At 70.9% G+C, this 18,773-nt stretch carries 18 protein-coding genes; 11 read left to right on the top strand and 7 right to left on the bottom strand.

The window, feature by feature from the left end:
* Positions 1–10 precede the first annotated feature (10 nt).
* The 7 genes from sdhA (at position 11) to ACHBTE_RS06290 (ending at position 6,206) form a co-directional block, all read left to right on the top strand.
* Positions 11–1,765 carry a succinate dehydrogenase flavoprotein subunit gene (sdhA, locus tag ACHBTE_RS06320; RefSeq protein ID WP_394722407.1) on the top strand — a complete coding sequence of 585 codons (1,755 nt, stop codon included), beginning with the start codon at positions 11–13 and terminating at the stop codon, positions 1,763–1,765.
* A complete protein-coding gene (locus ACHBTE_RS06315; RefSeq protein WP_394722406.1) occupies positions 1,765–2,526 on the top strand; it encodes a succinate dehydrogenase iron-sulfur subunit in 762 nt (253 codons plus the stop codon). Before sdhA ends, ACHBTE_RS06315 begins: the two co-directional genes overlap by 1 nt.
* A gap of 146 nt (positions 2,527–2,672) precedes the next feature.
* Positions 2,673–3,083: a VOC family protein gene (locus ACHBTE_RS06310; protein ID WP_394722405.1), complete on the top strand. Its 411-nt coding sequence runs from the start codon at positions 2,673–2,675 to the stop codon at positions 3,081–3,083.
* A 118-nt stretch (positions 3,084–3,201) separates the two neighbouring features.
* Positions 3,202–3,609, top strand: coding sequence for a hypothetical protein (locus tag ACHBTE_RS06305; protein ID WP_394722404.1), 408 nt, complete (start codon positions 3,202–3,204; stop codon positions 3,607–3,609).
* Between the two features lie 11 nt (positions 3,610–3,620).
* On the top strand, positions 3,621–4,160 hold the full coding sequence (locus tag ACHBTE_RS06300; protein ID WP_394722403.1) for a thiol-disulfide oxidoreductase DCC family protein: 540 nt from the start codon (positions 3,621–3,623) through the stop codon (positions 4,158–4,160).
* Positions 4,161–4,351: 191 nt separating this feature from the next.
* A complete protein-coding gene (locus ACHBTE_RS06295) occupies positions 4,352–5,377 on the top strand; it encodes a trypsin-like serine peptidase (protein ID WP_394722402.1) in 1,026 nt (341 codons plus the stop codon).
* Between the two features lie 37 nt (positions 5,378–5,414).
* Positions 5,415–6,206, top strand: coding sequence for a TetR family transcriptional regulator (locus ACHBTE_RS06290; RefSeq protein ID WP_394722400.1), 792 nt, complete (start codon positions 5,415–5,417; stop codon positions 6,204–6,206).
* 18 nt (positions 6,207–6,224) lie between these two features.
* Here ACHBTE_RS06290 and ACHBTE_RS06285 read toward each other — a convergent pair whose 3' ends face one another.
* On the bottom strand, positions 6,225–8,642 hold the full coding sequence (locus tag ACHBTE_RS06285; protein ID WP_394722488.1) for an MMPL family transporter: 2,418 nt from the start codon (positions 8,640–8,642) through the stop codon (positions 6,225–6,227).
* Between the two features lie 164 nt (positions 8,643–8,806).
* Here ACHBTE_RS06285 and ACHBTE_RS06280 point away from each other — a divergent pair, with 164 nt between their 5' ends.
* Positions 8,807–9,499 (top strand): response regulator transcription factor, encoded by a 693-nt coding sequence (locus ACHBTE_RS06280; protein ID WP_394722399.1) that lies wholly within the window; start codon positions 8,807–8,809, stop codon positions 9,497–9,499.
* 74 nt (positions 9,500–9,573) lie between these two features.
* Positions 9,574–11,004 (top strand): ATP-binding protein, encoded by a 1,431-nt coding sequence (locus ACHBTE_RS06275; protein WP_394722398.1) that lies wholly within the window; start codon positions 9,574–9,576, stop codon positions 11,002–11,004.
* 48 nt (positions 11,005–11,052) lie between these two features.
* Here ACHBTE_RS06275 and ACHBTE_RS06270 read toward each other — a convergent pair whose 3' ends face one another.
* Both ACHBTE_RS06270 and ACHBTE_RS06265 read right to left on the bottom strand, forming a co-directional pair.
* A complete protein-coding gene (locus ACHBTE_RS06270) occupies positions 11,053–12,582 on the bottom strand; it encodes a metallophosphoesterase (RefSeq protein ID WP_394722397.1) in 1,530 nt (509 codons plus the stop codon).
* A 57-nt stretch (positions 12,583–12,639) separates the two neighbouring features.
* Positions 12,640–12,879, bottom strand: a complete 240-nt coding sequence (locus tag ACHBTE_RS06265) for an SCO4848 family membrane protein (RefSeq protein ID WP_394722396.1) — start codon at positions 12,877–12,879, stop codon at positions 12,640–12,642.
* Positions 12,880–12,970: 91 nt separating this feature from the next.
* Between ACHBTE_RS06265 and ACHBTE_RS06260 the strand changes: the two genes are divergently transcribed.
* Positions 12,971–14,254: a D-alanyl-D-alanine carboxypeptidase family protein gene (locus ACHBTE_RS06260; protein ID WP_394722395.1), complete on the top strand. Its 1,284-nt coding sequence runs from the start codon at positions 12,971–12,973 to the stop codon at positions 14,252–14,254.
* Here ACHBTE_RS06260 and ACHBTE_RS06255 read toward each other — a convergent pair.
* Genes ACHBTE_RS06255 through ACHBTE_RS06240 form a run of 4 tightly spaced genes read right to left on the bottom strand, consistent with a single transcriptional unit; the run spans position 14,202 to position 17,263 of the window.
* The gene (locus ACHBTE_RS06255; RefSeq protein ID WP_394722393.1) at positions 14,202–15,275 is read right to left on the bottom strand and encodes a YhjD/YihY/BrkB family envelope integrity protein; all 1,074 of its coding nucleotides are present in this window, start codon (positions 15,273–15,275) and stop codon (positions 14,202–14,204) included. The genes ACHBTE_RS06260 and ACHBTE_RS06255 overlap by 53 nt on opposite strands.
* Positions 15,263–15,700 carry a GtrA family protein gene (locus ACHBTE_RS06250; protein ID WP_394722392.1) on the bottom strand — a complete coding sequence of 146 codons (438 nt, stop codon included), beginning with the start codon at positions 15,698–15,700 and terminating at the stop codon, positions 15,263–15,265. Before ACHBTE_RS06250 ends, ACHBTE_RS06255 begins: the two co-directional genes overlap by 13 nt.
* Before the next feature lie 44 nt (positions 15,701–15,744).
* Positions 15,745–16,734, bottom strand: coding sequence for a decaprenyl-phosphate phosphoribosyltransferase (locus tag ACHBTE_RS06245; protein WP_394722390.1), 990 nt, complete (start codon positions 16,732–16,734; stop codon positions 15,745–15,747).
* Positions 16,727–17,263, bottom strand: coding sequence for a phosphatase PAP2 family protein (locus ACHBTE_RS06240; protein WP_394722389.1), 537 nt, complete (start codon positions 17,261–17,263; stop codon positions 16,727–16,729). Before ACHBTE_RS06240 ends, ACHBTE_RS06245 begins: the two co-directional genes overlap by 8 nt.
* A 133-nt stretch (positions 17,264–17,396) precedes the next feature.
* Here ACHBTE_RS06240 and ACHBTE_RS06235 point away from each other — a divergent pair, with 133 nt between their 5' ends.
* Positions 17,397–18,752 carry an FAD-binding protein gene (locus tag ACHBTE_RS06235; RefSeq protein ID WP_394722388.1) on the top strand — a complete coding sequence of 452 codons (1,356 nt, stop codon included), beginning with the start codon at positions 17,397–17,399 and terminating at the stop codon, positions 18,750–18,752.
* Positions 18,753–18,773: the final 21 nt, after the last annotated feature.

Below are 18,773 nucleotides of genomic sequence, written 5' to 3'. Positions count from 1 at the left end.
TGCGAGAATCATGAAGATCCACAAGTACGACACCGTCATCGTCGGCGCCGGTGGCGCGGGCATGCGCGCGGCCATCGAGTCCACGAAGCGCAGCCGCACCGCCGTGCTGACCAAGCTCTACCCCACCCGCTCCCACACGGGCGCCGCGCAGGGCGGCATGGCCGCCGCGCTGGCCAACGTGGAGGAGGACAACTGGGAGTGGCACACCTTCGACACGGTCAAGGGCGGTGACTACCTGGTCGACCAGGACGCCGCCGAGATCCTGGCGAAGGAGGCCATCGACTCCGTCCTCGACCTGGAGAAGATGGGCCTGCCGTTCAACCGCACCCCGAACGGCACCATCGACCAGCGCCGCTTCGGCGGTCACAGCCGCAACCACGGCGAGGCCCCGGTCCGCCGGTCCTGCTACGCGGCGGACCGCACCGGCCACATGATCCTCCAGACGCTGTACCAGAACTGCGTCAAGGAGGGCGTGGAGTTCTTCAACGAGTTCTACGTCCTGGACCAGCTGATCACCGAGGTCGACGGCGTCAAGAAGTCGGCGGGCGTGGTGGCGTACGAACTCGCCACCGGCGAGATCCACGTCTTCCAGGCGAAGGCGGTCATCTACGCGTCCGGCGGCTGCGGCAAGTTCTTCAAGGTGACGTCGAACGCACACACGCTGACCGGTGACGGCCAGGCGGCGGTGTACCGCCGTGGTCTGCCGCTGGAGGACATGGAGTTCTTCCAGTTCCACCCGACCGGCATCTGGCGCATGGGCATCCTGCTGACGGAGGGCGCCCGCGGTGAGGGCGGCATCCTGCGCAACAAGGACGGCGAGCGCTTCATGGAGAAGTACGCGCCGGTCATGAAGGACCTCGCGTCCCGTGACGTCGTCTCGCGCTCCATCTACACGGAGATCCGTGAGGGCCGCGGCTGCGGCCCCGAGGGTGACCACGTCTACCTGGACCTCACCCACCTCCCGCCGGAGCAGCTGGACGCCAAGCTGCCCGACATCACGGAGTTCGCCCGTACGTACCTCGGCATCGAGCCGTACACGGACCCGATCCCGATCCAGCCGACGGCCCACTACGCGATGGGCGGCATCCCGACCAACGTCGCGGGTGAGGTCCTGGCGGACAACACCACCGTCGTCCCCGGCCTGTACGCGGCCGGCGAGGTCGCCTGTGTGTCGGTGCACGGCGCCAACCGCCTCGGCACCAACTCGCTGCTGGACATCAACGTGTTCGGCCGCCGGGCGGGCATCGCGGCGGCGGAGTACAGCCAGCGCGCGGACTTCGTCGAGCTGCCGGAGGATCCGGCGCAGCTGGTGGTCGACCAGGTCGAGCGGCTGCGCACCTCCACCGGCACCGAGCGGGTGGCGACCCTGCGCAAGGAGCTCCAGGAGACCATGGACGCCAACGTCATGGTGTTCCGTACGGAGCAGACGATCAAGACGGCCGTGGAGAAGATCGCGGAGCTCCGCGAGCGCTACAGGAACGTCGCGATCCAGGACAAGGGCAAGCGGTTCAACACCGACCTGCTGGAAGCCATCGAGCTGGGCAACCTGCTCGACCTGGCCGAGGTCATGGCGGTCTCCGCGCTGGCCCGCAAGGAGTCCCGCGGCGGTCACTACCGCGAGGACTACCCGAACCGCGACGACGTCAACTTCATGCGCCACACCATGGCGTACCGCGAGGTGGGTGACGACGGCTCCGAGACCGTCCGTCTCGACTACAAGCCGGTCGTCCAGACCCGCTACCAGCCGATGGAGCGTAAGTACTGATGGCAACCCCCGTTATGGACAAGGCCGAGGCTCAGTCCGCGGCCGCCCCGTACATCACGGTCACGTTCCGGGTCCGCCGCTTCAACCCGGAAGTCTCCGCAGAGGCCGTGTGGGAAGACTTCCAGCTGGAGATCGACCCCAAGGAGCGCGTCCTCGACGGCCTCCACAAGATCAAGTGGGACCTGGACGGCACGCTGACCTTCCGCCGCTCCTGCGCCCACGGCATCTGCGGCTCGGACGCGATGAGGATCAACGGCAAGAACCGCCTTGCCTGCAAGACCCTCATCAAGGACATCAACCCCGAGAAGCCGATCACGGTCGAGCCCATCAAGGGCCTCACGGTCCTGAAGGACCTCGTCGTCGACATGGAGCCGTTCTTCCAGGCGTACCGCGACGTCATGCCCTTCCTCATCACGAAGGACACGAACGAGCCGACGCGCGAGCGTTTCCAGACGGCCGAGGACCGCGAGCGCTTCGACGACACGACGAAGTGCATCCTCTGCGCCGCCTGCACGTCGTCGTGCCCGGTCTTCTGGAACGACGGCCAGTACTTCGGCCCGGCGGCCATCGTCAACGCGCACCGTTTCATCTTCGACTCGCGTGACGAGGCCGGCGAGCAGCGCCTGGAGATCCTCAACGACAAGGACGGCGTCTGGCGCTGCCGCACGACCTTCAACTGCACGGACGCCTGCCCGCGCGGTATCGAGGTCACCAAGGCGATCGCCGAGGTGAAGAAGGCGCTGATCACCCGCCGCTTCTGAGCCCCGGCCAGCACGGCACGGACTCCGCCGTACGGCCACAGGGCCCCGTCTCCGGTTCATCACCGGGGGCGGGGCCCTTCGGCGTTCACCGTGCCGCCGGACGCCAAATCACGGGTTGCGGCGGATCATCGCCTTACCCTGACGGCATGTCAGATGACGAGTCCTACGAACTGCTCGGGTTCGACAACGTGCTGCTGCCGGTCGGGGACCTCGGTGAGGCCGTCCGGTTCTACGAGCGGGCCGGGTTCGCGGTCGGGTTCCGGCTCGACGAGGCCGGGATCGCGCTGCTGAAGGTCGGCGGTGAGACGCCGGGCATTCTGCTGCGGCACGAGGAGGCGCTGGGACACCGGCAGCCCCCGTGGCCCTCTCCCCGCCTCTGGCTGGAGGTACCGGACGCGCGGGCGGCGGCGGAGGAGTTGTACGACGCCGGCATCGCACCGCTCGACGACCCGTTCTCCGGGGCCACCGGCTGGACGGTCGAGATCGCCGATCCCTGGGGGAACGTCATCGGGCTCACGGACTACTCCAAGCGGCCGGAGCTGAGCCGCAGACCGTGACACGGGCCGCCTCGCAGGCCGTGACGCAGGACTCACCCAATTGAGTTGAACACGTTCAAAGGCGCGTCTAGAGTCTTCCTCGTCAGCGTTTTGAACGCGTTCAAGAAGGGTGGGGGTTATGGACCGCACGGTCATCTCCTACGTCATCTACCTGGTCGTCAGCATCGCCCTGACCATCTGGGTGGCCCGCACGCTCAGCCGCAACGGGCGGATCTTCCTCGCCGACGTGCTGCGCGGGAACGAGAAGCTCGCGGACGCCGTGAACCACCTCCTCGTGGTCGGCTTCTATCTCGTCAACCTCGGTTTCGTCGCCCTGTACCTGAGCGACGACGACACCGTCCTCGACACGCGCGGCGTCTTCGAGGCCCTGTCGACCAAGCTCGGCGTGGTGCTGCTCGTGCTCGGCGTGATGCACCTGGGCAATGTCTACGTGCTCAACAAGATCCGGCGGCGCGGGGCGCTGGAGCAGCGGCAGGTGCCGCCGGTCGCGCCGCAGGACTGGGTGGCCCCCTCGGCCGGGGCCTGAGCATGGCCGACATGACGGACGACACCGTCGCGGGCGTCGGGCCCGGCGCCATCAGCCCCGGGCCCGACGCGCCGGTCCGCCGGCTGACCGTGCTCTACGACGCCGGCTGCTCGCTGTGCACCTTCCTGCGCGACTGGCTCGCACGGCAGCCGCAGTTGGTTCCGCTGGAGCTGGTTCCGGCCGGGTCCGCGGAGGCCCGGCGCCGCCATCCCGACCTCGACCACGGCGCCACGCTCGACGAGATCACCGTCGTGGGCGACGCCGGCCAGGTCTACCGGGGCGCCGCCGCCTGGATCGTCACCCTGTGGGCCCTGCGCGGGCAACGGTCGCTCGCGTACCGCCTGAGCACCCCGTCCGGGGCCATGCTCGCCAGGGCGGCCGTCCTCGCCGCGGCCAAGTGGCGGGGGGCGCAAGGGCGCGGAACGTGGGGCGGCGGAGCGCAGTGGGGCGGGCGGGTCTACCGGGCGGCGGACGGATGGTCGTACGACCCGGGGCAGGGCTGGAGGTACAACCCGCCGGGGTGCGACAGCGGGGGGTGCGCCACGCGGTGAGTCACTCACCGGACGCGCCCAACTCGTCCTGAAAAGGGCTGCTTTCTGAAGCCATTTTGGCATGCACCCTTCCAAAGCACGGCCCGGGTTGGCACTCTGCCTCCGGTTCTCCACTCCGCACTCGCACCGACTGTCTGTCAGCCGGGCGGCCCACCAGGTCGCCCGGGCCCCCCATCGCAGAAGGAGTACGCGTGAGAGGCACACCCGGCGTCACCCGCATACCCCGCCCCGTCCTCGGCACCCTGGTCGGCGCCACCGCGCTGCTCACCGCCGGTGCGCTCGCCCTCCCCGCGAGCGCCGCACCGAGGCCCGACACCTCGACCGCCGTCAGGTCGGTGTCGGCCGACGCGCAGCAGCAGGCGCGTGACTTCTGGACCGCTGAGCGGATGCGCGCGGCGACCCCGCTCGACCTGGTCACCGTCAAGAGCCATGCGCAGGACGGCTCCACGCCCCGCCAGGGCAAGGCGGCCACCGTCGCGCCCAGCGCCCCGGCCGGGGCCATCGGCAAGGCCGCCGGTGACGTGGGCCTGATGGCCTTCCCGAACGGCGGCGGCCAGTGGACCGGCGGTGGTGCGGTCCTGTCCACCGCGGGCCGGGTGTTCTTCACCTACCAGGGCCGTACGGCTTCCTGTTCCGGCAACGCCGTCACCAGCGCCAACAAGAGCACCGTGATCACGGCCGGCCACTGCGTGAAGCTGGAGGGCGCCTGGCACACCAACTGGGTCTTCGTGCCCGGCTACCACGACGGCCAGGCACCGCACGGCCGCTGGACCGCGACGAAGACGCTGTCCACACCGCAGTGGACGGCGAGCGAGGACATCAACTACGACGTCGGCGCGGCGGTCGTGGCCCCGCTGGACGGCAAGAAGCTCACGGACGCCGTCGGCGGACAGGGGCTGGCCTTCAACACCGGCTACAACAAGCGCATGTACGCGTTCGGCTTCCCGGCCGCCGCCCCGTACGACGGCGAGAAGTTCATCTACTGCTCCGGGAACACCAACCGGGACTTCCTGCTGTCGAACGACCACGGCATGAACTGCAACATGACCGGCGGCTCCAGCGGCGGCCCCTGGTTCACGCAGTTCGACGAGTCCACGGGCACCGGCCTGCTGTCCTCGGTGAACAGCTTCAAGTACAACTTCCTGCCGAACCGGATGTACGGCCCGTACTTCGGGGCCGACGCACAGAACCTGTACCAGACGGCGCAGGCCTCCTGACGGTCGGCCCGAACGCCACTCGTTAGGCTCTCTTTCCGTGCCCTCGAAGAACGACAGCCCTGAACAGGGCGACACGCCCAGCAAGTCCGAGCAGACCCGTGCGCTCATCCTGGAGACCGCCATGCGGCTGTTCCAGGAACGGGGCTACGACAAGACGACCATGCGGGCGATCGCCCGGGAGGCCGGGGTCTCCGTCGGCAACGCGTACTACTACTTCGAGGGCAAGGAACACCTGATCCAAGGGTTCTACGACCGGATCGCCGCCGAGCACCAGGCGGCGATCCGGGGGATCCTGGCCCGGGAGACCGACCTGGAGGCCCGGCTCGCGGGCGTGTTGAAGGTGTGGCTGGACATCGCGACGCCCTACCACGAGTTCGCGGTGCAGTTCTTCAAGAACGCCGCCGACCCCGACAGCCCGCTCAGCCCCTTCTCCGCCGAGTCGGAGCACGCGCGCGTGGAGGCCATCAGCGTCCACCGGCAGGTGCTGGCGGGTGCGAAGACCAAGGTGCCCGAAGAGCTGCGGGACGTGCTGCCCGAGCTGATGTGGCTCTCCCAGATGGGGCTCGTCCTGTACTGGGTCTTCGACCGCACCGAGGGCCGCGAGCGCAGCTACCGGCTCGCCGAGCGAGGCGCCCGGCTGACCGCGCGGGGCGTCTCCCTGGCCCGGTTCCGGGTGCTGCGACCGCTGGTGCGGGAGGTGCACGAACTGTTCACGGACTTCCTGCCGGGGATGACGAACGCCATTCCGGACCCGGCGAAGAGGACAGGCGGGCCGGCGCCGCGGAAGTCCGGTGGCAAGGGGGCGCCCGCCGAGGACGAGCGCCCCTGAAACCGGCTTCGGCGACCGTCAGTTGACGGCGTCCACCTCCCCCTCGGCCAGCTCCACGTCGTACCCCAGCGGCCCGTCCGCCACGACGACCTGCCCGGCCCGGGGCCCGTACGACTCGGCGGTCGTCGCCAGCAGATACGTGCCCGGCGCCGGCACCGAGACGATGTACGAGCCGTCGGCCAGCGACGTCACCCGGTCCAGCTGACGGCCGCCCTTGGTCAGCAGCGTCACCGCCGCACCGTCGACCGGCGCACCATCGGCCGTCCGGACGAACCCGTGGACGACGGAGGCCCGGCCCGCATCGGCCGGCTGCTCTTCGGCGGCCGGCGCCACCGCCTCCTCGCTCGGCTCGACGGCCAGATGCGGCAACCGCCGCTCCAGCCAGTCCGGCAGCCACCAGTTGGCCCGGCCGAGCAGGTGCATCGCGGCCGGCACCAGCGCCGTACGCAGGATGAAGGCGTCCAGCGCGACGGCCGCCGCGAGGCCGACGCCCGCCATCGCGCCCTCCATGTCGCCGCTCAGCACGAACGCGCTGAACACACAGATCATGATCAGGGCGGCGGAGTTGATGACCCGGCTGGTCTCCGCGAGACCGACGTGCACGGCGCGGGCGTTGTCCTTGGTGTGCACCCATTCCTCGTGCATCCGGCTCACCAGGAACACCTGGTAGTCCATGGAGAGGCCGAACAGCAGCGACAGCATGATGACCGGCAGGAACGACGTGATCGGGCCTTCCTTGCCCACTCCGATCAGCTCGGTGCCCCAGCCCCACTGGAAGATCGCCACCAGGACGCCGAAGGACGCGGCAGCCGCGATGAGGTTCATCAGCGCGGCCGTGAGCGGGACCACCAGGGAGCGGAACGCCACCATCAGAAGCAGGAAGCCCAGCGCGATGATCGTCGCGACGAAGTACGGCAGGCGGTCCGCGGTGACCGACGCGAAGTCCTTGAAGACCGCCGTCACCCCTCCGACATGGGCCTCGGCACCGGACCGCGGGATCACATCGTCACGCAGCAGGTCGATCAACCGGTCCGTCCGCTCGGACTGCGGCGAGGTGGTCGGGACGACCTGGATCACCGTGACGCCGTCGGCGCTCGGCATCGCGGCCACCTGGGCGACACCCTCGGCGGAGCGGATGCCGTCGACCAGCGATGCCGGGGCCTCGCCGTCGACGACGACCTGGAGCGGGCCGTTGACGCCGGGCCCGAAGCCCTCGGCGAGCAGGTCGTAGGCCTGGCGGGTCGTGGTCGAGTCCTGGTGGTTGCCCTGGTCGGTGGCGCCGAGCCGCAGCGACAGCACGGGGATCGCGAGGACCGCCATGACGACGACGGCCATCGCCGCGATCGGGCGCGGACGCCGTTGGACATACGACGACCAGCGCGCCGCGAGTCCGCTCGTCTCCTCCGGTTCCGGTCCCGCCGCGGCGAGCCTGCGCCGCTGCCGGCGGCTGAGCACCCGCATGCCGAGCAGGCCGAGCAGGGCCGGCAGCAGGGTGATCGCGGCCAGCACGCTGAGGACGACGGTGAGCGAGGTCGCGATGACGACGCCGTCGAGGAACCGCATGTTCATCACCAGCATCCCGGCGAGCGCTATGCACACCGTGCCGCCCGCGAACAGCACCGCGCGGCCCGAGGTGTTGAGGGCGGTCACGGCCGCCTCCTCGGGCTTCGTCCCGCGCAGGATGCCGCGCCGGTGCCGGGTGACGATGAACAGGGCGTAGTCGATGCCGACGCCCAGGCCGATCAGCGAGCCGAGCAGCGGGGCCACTTCGGGCACATCGGTGACATGGCTCATCAGCATCGTCGCGATCATGCCGGTGCCGACGCCGGCGACCGCCACGACGATCGGCAGCAGCATCGCGAACAGCGATCCGAAGGCGAGGAACAGCACGATCGCCGCGGCGAGGATGCCGACCGCCTCCGCCGTGCCCTGCGGCGGCTCCTGGGTGCGGGCGATCGCCTGGCCGCCCAGCTCGACCTGGAGTCCGTCGCGTTCGGCGGCCCGGGCCGTGTCGACGACGTCCTCGATCAGCTCCTTGGGGACGGCGTTCGCCTGCTCGGTGAAGGTGATCTGGGCGTAGGCGATCCGCCCGTCCCGGCTGATCTGCGCGCCGCCCCGGGCCGCGTAGGGGTCGGTGACCTCACCGACGCCCTTCATGCGCCCGATCTCCGCCAGCGCGGGCTCGATCCGGGACCGTACGGCCTCGTCCCGTACCGATCCGTCGGCCACCTTCCACACCACCGTGTCGGTGTCGCCCGCGCGCTCCGGGAAGGCCCTCTCCATCAGGTCGTACGCGGTCGCGGAGTCCGTGTCCGGAAGGGAGAAGACGTTCGCGTAGTTCGTGCCCGCGGCCGAACTCGCCGCGCCCAGGCCGAACAACGCCCCCAACCACAGCAACAGGACCACCAGCCGGTGCCGATAGCACCACCGTGCCAATGCCGCCACGTTCAACGCTCCTTATTCGGTTCGGTCGGTCCCCCAGGTCCTCGGCAACAGGATTGGTGGCGGCACGCGCGTGTGGCAGGCGGCGGCCATGATTCTCAAGGAACTCCAAAGACAGAACCGGCCCGGCTGTCAGTGGCCGCGCCGATACTGGGGGCATGACGACGGCAACCGGCACCGTGCTGGTGGTGGAGGACGAGGAGAGCATCGCGGACGTCCTCGCCATCGCCCTGCGCTACCACCGCTTCGAGGTCATGATCGCGGGCACGGTCCGCGAGGCGCTCGCCCTCGCCGAGCGCACCCGGCCCGACGTGGCGCTGCTCGACGTCATGCTCCCCGACGGCGACGGCCGCGCCCTCGGCCGTGAACTGCGCGCGCGTCGGCCGGACTTGGCCCTCGTCTTCCTCACCGCTCGTGACGCGCCCGCCGAGATGGTCGGCGCCCTCCGCTTCGGCGACGACTACATCACCAAGCCGTTCGACGTCGACGTGGTCATCGCCCGGATCACGGCCGTCCTGCGCCGCACCCTGCCCATGGCCGACGTCCTGCCGCAGCGGCCTCCGCTCAGATACGGCGACCTGGAACTCGACGAGACGACCTACTCGGTGCGCCGGGCGGGCCGCACGGTCGAACTGACCCCGACCGAGTACGCGTTGCTGCGTTTCCTCGTGCGCAACGGCGGCCGGATCGTGCCCAAGGAGCAGCTCCTGCGCCATGTCTGGCAGTACGAACACACTCCGCCCGAGTCGACCGTCGTGGAGACCTACATCAGCTATCTGCGGCGCAAGCTCGACGCCCTGGGACCGCCGCTCATCACCACACGGCGCGGCGTCGGATACGGGCTGGCATGAGGCGGCGGGTGCTTCGGGAACTGCGGGAGCGTCGGGGACCGCGGGGGCCTCGGGGGCTGCGGGGCCGACGTGGCGTGCACTCGCTGCGCGCCAAGCTGACCGTGGCGAACGTGGCGCTGCTTGCCTTGGGCATCGTCGCGGCGACCGCCGTCAGCCTGATGACCGCGCGCTTCTATCTGCTCGACAAGGTCGACACCGAGCTGAAGGGCGCCCGCACCACCCTGCACAGCGCCGGCTTCACGCTGCGGCAGATCGAGTCGCTGAGCGAACTCGGCATCGCGCTGGACAAGTTCACCGACGGCGGCACCCAGGACACCGATCCGCTGCCCAGCCCGACGATGGTGTACGTCGCGGTCGACCCGGCCGGGAAGCCGGTGGCCCTGGGCCCGCTGCGGCCGACTCCCCGCCAGCACGCGCTGGCCGCCGCCGCGAAGGACCCGGTGGCCCTGGCCGCCGAGGAGGAGCCGCGTGACGTACGGGTCGAGGGCGAGCGCTACCGGATGGTGGGCGCGGCCTTGTCCGACGGCACCACCGTGCTGATCGCCGTGCCCACCGAGGGTCTGCACGAGGGCATGGGCAAGGCGCTGCGGATGGACCTCGCCGTCGGCACCCTGCTGCTGGCGCTGCTCGCCTGTCTGACCATGATCAGCGTGCTGCGCTGGATGCGCCCGCTGGAGGACATGGTGGAGACCTCGACAGCCATTGCCGAGGGCGATCTGACCCGGCGGATCCCGTCCAGCCGCGACTCGACCCTGGAGGTGGAGCAGCTCCGGGTCGCGCTCAACACCATGCTGCACCAGGTGGAGTCGGCGTACCGCACGCGCGAGCGCAGCGCGGCCCAGCTGCGCCGCTTCGTCGGCGACGCCTCGCACGAGCTGCGCACCCCGCTGTCCGCGATACGCGGCTACCTCCAGCTGTACGACAAGGGGATGCTTCCGGAACCGGCCGAGCGGGAGCGGGTCTGGGACCGGATGAACGGCGAGGTCGACCGGATGGGGCACCTCGTCGACGAACTGCTCACCCTGGCCCGTCTCGATCAGCGTCCCGAACTGCGGTTCCGCGACGTCGATCTGAGCCGCCTGGTGCGCGAGGCCGCCGAGGACCTGCGGGTGCAGCAGCCCGAACGGCCTGTCACGGTCGAGGCGGAGGGCGCACTGCTCGTGCACGCCGACGAATCGGGGCTGCGCCAGATACTGGGCAACCTGCTGAGCAACGTCCGCACCCACACGCCCGCCGAGGTGCCGGTGCGGCTGGGGGTGGAACGGGCGGGCGGGGCCGTACGGCTGTGCGTCGAGGACGTCGGGCCGGGGCTGTGCGAGGAGGACGCGGCACGCGTCTTCGACCGGTTCTTCCGGGCCGGCGGGGGTGCGGGCAGCGGGCTGGGGATGGCGATCGTGCAGGGCGTGGTGGAGGCCCACGGCGGGCAGGTCGGGGTGCGGACCGCACCGGGTGAGGGGCTGGCGGTGACGGTGACCCTGCCCGAGGGGGCGGCGCCGCGGCCCTGACCGTCCCCATGGTGGCCTGTGACCGACCCGCGGTGGCCGGGGCTCGCCTCAGGCCTGACGGGACGCCAGCTCGATCACGGTGATGTCCGACTCGGCTCCCACGCGCGTGGGCGGGCCCCAGGCGCCCGCGCCCCGGCTGACGTACAGCTGGGTGTCGCCGTAGCGCTCCAGGCCGGCCAGGGTCGGGTTCGCCAGGTCCGCGACGAGGTTTCCGGGCCAGAGCTGGCCGCCGTGGGTGTGGCCGGAGAGCTGGAGGTCGACACCGTGCTCGACGGCGTCGTGGATCTGCACCGGCTGGTGGGCGAGGAGCACGCACGCGCGTGCCGTGTCCCGGTCGCCAAGTGCCTTGGCGAAGTCGGGGCCCTGGCCCTCGCGCTCGCCCGCGACGTCGTTGACCCCGGCCAGGTCGAAGTGGGGCAGTTCGGTGCGGGCGTTCTCCAGGGGGCGCAGGCCCAGTCGGCGCACCTCCTCGACCCACTGCTCGGCCCCCGAGAAGTACTCGTGGTTGCCGGTGACGAAGTACGCCCCGTGCCGGGCTCTGAGGCCGGCGAGCGGTGCCGCCGCCGGGCCGAGGTCCTTCACGCTGCCGTCCACCAGGTCGCCGACCACCGCGATGAGGTCGGGCTGGGTGCCGTTGATCGTGTCGACGACCTTCTGGGCGAAGCCCCTGCCCAGGACCGGGCCGAGGTGGACGTCGCTGACGACCGCGATCCGGTAGCCGTGCGCCGCGCGCGGGAGCTTGGCCAGCGGGACGGTGACCCGCTTCACCTTCGGGCCGCGCAGCACGCCGTAGGTGCCGTAACCGACGGTGCCGAGGGCGGCCGTCGCGGCGGCACCGGCGACGACTCGGGAGACGAAGAGGCGGCGGGTGGGGGCGGCGAGGGGGCGGGACGGGTCGGTGGGGGCGGGAGGGGCGAGGGGGGCGAGGGGGGTCTGAGGGGAGGAGGGGGACGTCTGGGATGTCTGGGGCGGCGCAGAGGAAGCCGGGGCTGCGGCGGAGGCTTGGTCGGCGGCGGGCTCGGCCCGTGTGGAGGGCGGGTCCGTCGTGAGCGTGGAGGACGCGTCGGGGGTGAGCGCCGGGCGCGTCCGTGGGTCGGACGGCTTGGCGGGAGAGGCGGCGGTCGTGGTCGCGGGAGCTGTGCCGGAGGCGGTCGCGGGTGCTGTGCCGGAGGCGGTCGCGGTCGGCCGAGCCGCCGTCGCTCCCGCCGGCTCCGGCTCCCGTTCGGCGCGCTCCCCCGGGGCGGCAACGCGGCGCGCCCGCCGCTCGAGCCACCGTCTCAGCAGGGGTCGTACGACCTCACCCGCCAGCACACCCAGCAGCAGGTACATCGACAACGCCAGCCACAGGAAGCCCGGCCAGGCCAGGACCTGCTGGAGCCAGAAGGGCGCGCCCGAGCGCTCGGCGACCAGGGCACCGATCGTCAGCGCCCATCCCCCGGCGATCACCACCACGCCCATGCGGCGCACGAACCCGGGACCGCGGGTGGTGTCGCGGAACAGCCGGCGCCACAGCAGCCAGTTGCCCGTCACCAGGACGGACAGCACCAGCAGTGCGACGAGCACGAAGACGATGACCACGCCGGCGTTCCCTTTCCTTTGCGTGCCGAATGAACGTCCCGGGAGTCGGCCGAGTTCCTATGACGTGCGGCGCAGTGCGCGCAGTCCACGCAACCCGATGACCCCGACGACCGTCCCCAATACGAAGGAGACGACGGCGAGCAGCAGGTGCACCCAGAAGTACGCCGTCGGGTGACCGTCCTCGAACGCGAGCCCGCTGCTGTCCTTGATCAGGTTTTTGACGAAAGTGACCCAGATGACCCAGCTCCACACCCCGAAGGCGAGCAGGAACCAGGAGACGGGGCGGCTGAGCTTCATAGGTTCAGTATCACCATCGCGCGTTCGGTTCCCCGTGCGGGGTGGGGCCGGAAGCGGGACTTCCATGGCAACGGCATGTACGTTCTCGGTCGTGCCCGCACCCAAGAAGACCGTCAGGCGATCCCTGCTGGTCGCTTCCGCAGTCCTGTCGTCGCTCGCGCTGACCGCGCCCGTCTCCCACGCGGCACCCAAGCCGTCACCGAGTACGAGCCCGTCGGCCACTCCCCCGGTGAAGATGTCGACCGTGGGCGGGGAGCGTCTGGGCCGGCCCGGCACCCAGGTGAATCTCGCGACGGGCGTCCCCGTTCTGCCCAAGGACCTGAGCGCCCGCTCCTGGGTCGTCGCCGACGCCGAGACGGGCGATGTGCTCGCCGCGCACAACGCGCACTGGCGGCTGGCGCCCGCGAGCACCATGAAGATGCTCTTCGCCGACACGGTGCTGCCGAAGTTCCCGAAGACCATGACGCACAAGGTGGTCCCGTCCGACCTGGCGGACGTCGGCTCCGGCTCCAGCATGGTCGGGATAAAGGAGGGCGAGACGTACTCCGTCCACGATCTGTGGCTCGGGGTCTTCCTGCGGTCCGGCAACGACGCCGTGCACGTGCTGTCGAAGATGAACAAGGGCATCGACAACACCGTCAAGGAGATGAACGAGCACGCCGAGGAGCTCCAGGCCCTCGACACGCACGCGGTGTCGCCCGACGGCTACGACGCCCCGGGTCAGGTCTCGTCGGCGTACGACCTCACCCTGATCGCTCGCTCCGGGCTTCAGAAGAAGGACTTCCGCGAGTACTGCTCCACCGTCACCGCCAAGTTCCCCGGCGAGACGAAGAAGAACAAGAAGGGCAAGTCGGTCCGCGAGTCCTTCGAGATCCAGAACACCAACCGGCTGCTGGCCGGTGACAGCGACATCCCCGTCTACCAGGGCATCGCGGGCGTCAAGAACGGCAACACCACGAACGCCGGCTCCACCTTCACCGGCGTCGCCGAGCGCAATGGCAAGGTGCTGCTGGTCACGGTCATGAACCCGGAGAAGAGTGAGCACAACGAGGTCTACAAGGAGACCGCGAAGCTCTTCGACTGGGGCTTCAAGGCGGCGGCCGGCAAGGTGCAGCCGGTGGGCGAGCTGGTGCCGCCCAGGAGCTCTCCGCAGGCCAGCGCACAGCCGGGCGCGAACGACGCCGGGGAGGCCGGTGGCGCCGGGGACGGGGCGTCGAAGCCCGCGGTGGGCGCCTCGGCCGCGAACGGTTCGAGCGGCGTCGGGGTCGCGCTCGGCATCACCGGTGGCGTGCTGGTGCTGCTCGCGGGGGGCGCGTTCCTGATCAACCGCCGGTGGCCGCTGCCCGACCTGGTGCGCCGTCGGAACCGTTCCTGACGGCGGGCTTCCTGGGCGGACCGGGATCGTCGGACCGCCCTGAACCGCCGGGCTCTCCTGAACCGCGGGGCTCTCCTGAACCGCCGGGCTCTCCTGAGCGGCCAGGCTCGCCTGAAGGGCCCGGCTCTCCCGAGGGGGCGTCCGAGTCCTCGGCGACGTCCGCGAGTTCGACCTCCTTACTCTGCGTCGCCGTCCAGGCGGCGCAGAACACCACCAGTTTCGACGTGAAGTTGATCCACAGCAGCAGGGCGACCGGCACCCCGAACGCGCCGTACATGCTCTTGGTCGCCACGCCCTGCATATAGCCGCTCAGCAGCAGCTTGAGCAGCTCGAACCCGATCGCGCCGGTCAGCGCGGCCACCATCAGCCGGCGGCGCGGCGGCTCGACGCCGGGCAGCAGGGTCAGCACGTAGAGCAGGACCAGGAAGCCGGCGAGCACGGCGACGGAGAACGCGGCGATCCGCAGCAGGACCCCGCCCCAGCCGCCCTCGTCGATGCCGACCTGCCGGGTGGTCCAGCCGACCGTGGCGGAGGCGACGGTGGAGGCCAGGATCGTCACGAGAACGGCGCCGCCGAGGCCCACGAGGACTCCCGCGTCCTTGACCTTGCGCAGCAGGGGGTTCTCCTCCTCGTCGGGCAGCTCCCACACCGCGCGCAGGCACTCGCGCATGGAGCCGACCCAGCTGATGCCGGTGAACAGCAGGACGGCGCCGGCGATGAGTCCGACCGTGCCGGCGTTCTGGACCAGGGCGTCGATGTCGAGCTGGTCGGAGATGCCGGGCACCTGCTCGGTGAGCTTGTCCTCCAGCTTGTCCTGCTGCTCCTGGCTGAGCGTCGCGGCTGCCACCGCGGCCGACACGGTCAGCAGCGGGAAGAGCGCCACGAAGCTGGTGAAGGTCATGGCGGCGGCCAGCCGCGTCCACTTGACCCGGTCCATACGTTCGTACGAGCGCCACACGTGCGTGGTCGTCAGCCGCGTGAACAGCGGCCCCACGCCGGGTAGTTTCTTCAGCCAGTCCATGATCCGACCCTGCCCTCCGCCCGGAAGACCAATGTCCGTATGCCCCAAAACCGCAGCACCGTAGCCAGCGCCATGCCGATTCCCGCGCCGGAGACGGTGTCCGCGCGCTGCGAGGTGAGGCCGAGGCCGTAGTGGCTGACGGTGAGACACAGCAGCTGTACGACCGCTCCGGCGACGTTCACGGCGAAGAAGACGGCGTAGGGGCGCAGGCCCCGGGGCCGGGTGTGCCGGTAGGTGCCGAGGGCGTTACCGCCGTAGGCGACGGTGCAGCCGGCGACGAACGAGAGGGCCTTGGCGGTGAGGGGGTCGAGGCCCGCGGGGCCGCGGAGGCAGGTGAAGAGGGCGAGGTCGACGGTGTAGGCGAGGAGGCCGACGGTGGCGAAGCCGAGGAGTTCGCGGCGGCGGACTCCCCAGCGGGCGGGCACGAGCCGGAGAGGGGACCCGCGTCGGTCGCCCCACGCGCGCGTGCCTACCAATGGGCCACCGCCAGCCCGTACATCGCCACCCACACCACCCCGATGACAGCGAGTGCGCGGTCCCGCAGAACGACCTCCTCGGGTTCACCCGCCGTGCCGCGGTCGGCGAAGACGGCGTAGCGCAGGATCGCGAGGATGAACGCGACCACGGACAGCTGGCGCCAGGGCAGCATGCCCGTGTGCGGTCCGCCCTCCTCCAGGGCCCACAGGCAGTACCCGAGGACGGCGACACCGGCCGCCAACTGCCAGACGAAGCGCAGGTATCCGGTGGTGTACTCGGTGAGCAACGCGCGCGTGGCGCCCGCCTTGCCGGCCATCTGCACCGCTTCGGAGTAGCGCTTGGCCGACACCATGAACAGCGCCCCGAACCCGGTCGTGATCAGGAACCAGCGCGAGAGCGGGATGCCGAGGGCGAGACCGCCGACCATCGCGCGCATCAGGAACCCGGTCGTGACGACGGCGAGGTCGACGACCAGGACATGCTTGAGGCTGACGCAGTACGCCAGTTGCATGCCGAGGTAGGCCGCGAGGAGGGCCGCCACCGTGGGAGAGGTCAGCCAGGCCGCGGCGGCGGGCGCGAGGACGGCGAGGGCGCCGCCGACGGCGTAGGCGACGGGTACGGGGACCTGTCCGGCGGCGACCGGCCGGCGCCGTTTGGTCGGGTGGGCGCGGTCCGCCTCGGCGTCGCGGGCGTCGTTGATCAGGTAGACGGCGGCGGCGCACGCGGTGAAGAGGACGAAGACCAGGGTGAGTTGGGTCAGGGCGTGGACCGAGAAGAGCCGGCCGGCGGCGGCCGGGGCGGCGACGACCAGGACGTTCTTGACCCACTGCTTGGGACGGGCCGTTCTGAGGAGCCCTTTCAGGAGGGCGCCGATGCCGGCTTTGCGGGGCGGTGGTGCGGCGCGGCGCGCGGGCGTGCGCTGCCCGTGGAGCGCCGCTTTTCGAATCCGCGCGGTAGCGGCGTAGGAGGCCGTCTCAGTCATGGTGGCTCCCCCTCCTCATCCAGCTCGCCCCCGCGCATGCCGTCAGCGCCCCGAGCGCCGCGCCCGCCGCCACGTCGGAGGGGTAGTGCACGCCGACGACCAGCCGGGACAGACACATCGCGGCGGCGAGCGGCGGGATCGCGTACGCGCCGAGCGCTCCGAAGGCGACGGCGGCTGCCGCGGCGGAGGTGGCGTGGGAGCTGGGGAAGGAGTGCCGGCCGGCGGTGCGCACGAGGGGCTCGACATGCGCCGGGCGCGGGCGGCGCACCACCCTCTTCACGCCCATGCTGACGAGGTGCGCCCCCGCGGTGAGTGCCGTGCCCCGCAGCCAGGCGTTTCGTCTGCCCCCGTCCACGGCGGCCCCCGCGAGACCCGCCGCGAGCCACAGCGCCCCGTGCTCCCCCACCCACGAGAGGGTCCGCGCGGTGGTGGCGACGCGTGGGTCACGGCCGCGCGCATGGAGTGCTGAAAGGATTCGCCTGTCCGCGCCCCGAAGGCTTCGGTGGTCCATGTCGTCGAGGTGATCCATGTGGACTCACTGTTCACGCCGACAACGCCAGAATTACGGCAATATTGAGCGACATCCCATTAATCACCCATTTCGGGGAGAGTGGGTATGTTTCAGGACTGGTCGCTCCGCCATGGGCACTACGGTCGCCGACATGCTTGCCGACACCGTCTCCGTCACGGGATGGGGCCGCACCGCCCCCACGACCGCGCGCCTGATCCGTCCACGGACGTATGAAGAGGCCGCGGCGGCCGTCCGGGACTGCGGGGCCCGCGGCGGCATCGCGAGGGGCCTGGGGCGGGCGTACGGCGACGCGGCACAGAACGCGGGCGGCGCCGTGCTCGACATGACGGGCCTGAACCGCATCCACGCCATCGACGTGACCGGCGGCACCGTGCTGTGCGACGCGGGCGTCTCCTTGCACCGGCTGTTGGAAGTGCTGCTTCCGCTCGGCTGGTTCGTGCCGGTGACCCCCGGCACCCGCCATGTCACGGTCGGCGGCGCGATCGGCGCCGACATCCACGGCAAGAACCATCACGTCTCGGGCTCCTTCTCCCGGCACGTCCTGTCGTTGGAGCTGCTCACCGCCGACGGCGAGGTCCGCATGGTCCGCCGCGGCAGCCCCCTGTTCGACGCCACCGCCGGAGGCATGGGTCTGACCGGGGTGATCCTCACCGCCACGGTCCAGCTCCAGCCGGTCGAGACCTCCCTGATGTCGGTCGACACCGAGCGGGCCCGGGACCTCGACGACCTGATGGCCCGCCTGGTCGCCGCCGACGACCACTACCGCTACTCGGTCGCCTGGATCGACCTGCTGGCGCGCGGCGCGGCGACCGGACGCGCCGTGCTCACCCGCGGCGACCACGCGCCCCTGGAGGCGCTGCGCCACGGCACGCGCGCGCGCAGGGACCCGCTCGCCTTCCGTCCCGCCCGGCTGCCGGCCGCGCCCGCCTTCCTGCCGGAAGGTCTGCTGAGCCGCCGTACCGTGGGCTGGTTCAACGAGCTCTGGTACCGCAGGGCGCCACGCGCGCGTACCGGCGAACTGCAGACGCTCTCCACGTTCTTCCACCCCCTCGACGGCGTGCCCCACTGGAACCGGATCTACGGCCGGGGCGGCTTCGTCCAGTACCAGTTCGTCGTCGGGTACGGCCACGAGGAGGCCCTGCGCCGGATCGTGCGGCGCATCTGCGAGCACCGCTGCCCGTCGTTCCTGGCCGTCCTCAAGCGCTTCGGGGACGCCGACCCGGGCTGGCTCTCGTTCCCGGTGCCCGGCTGGACGCTGGCCCTGGACATCCCGGCGTCGCTGCCCGGTCTCGCCGCCCTCCTCGACGAGCTGGACGAACAGGTGGCCGCGGCCGGCGGGCGCGTCTACCTCGCCAAGGACTCCCGGCTACGGCCGGAGCTGCTGACCGCGATGTACCCGCGCCTGGACGACTTCCGCGCGCTGCGCGCGGAGCTCGACCCGCGCGGGGTGTTCATGTCCGACCTGGCCCGCCGCCTCGGCGTGTAGCGCCACAAACCCTAGGAGCTG

It is taken from the genome of Streptomyces sp. M41, from assembly GCF_043673425.1.
Lineage (GTDB): Bacteria > Actinomycetota > Actinomycetes > Streptomycetales > Streptomycetaceae > Streptomyces.
This window is presented reverse-complemented; position numbering and strand designations above follow the sequence as displayed.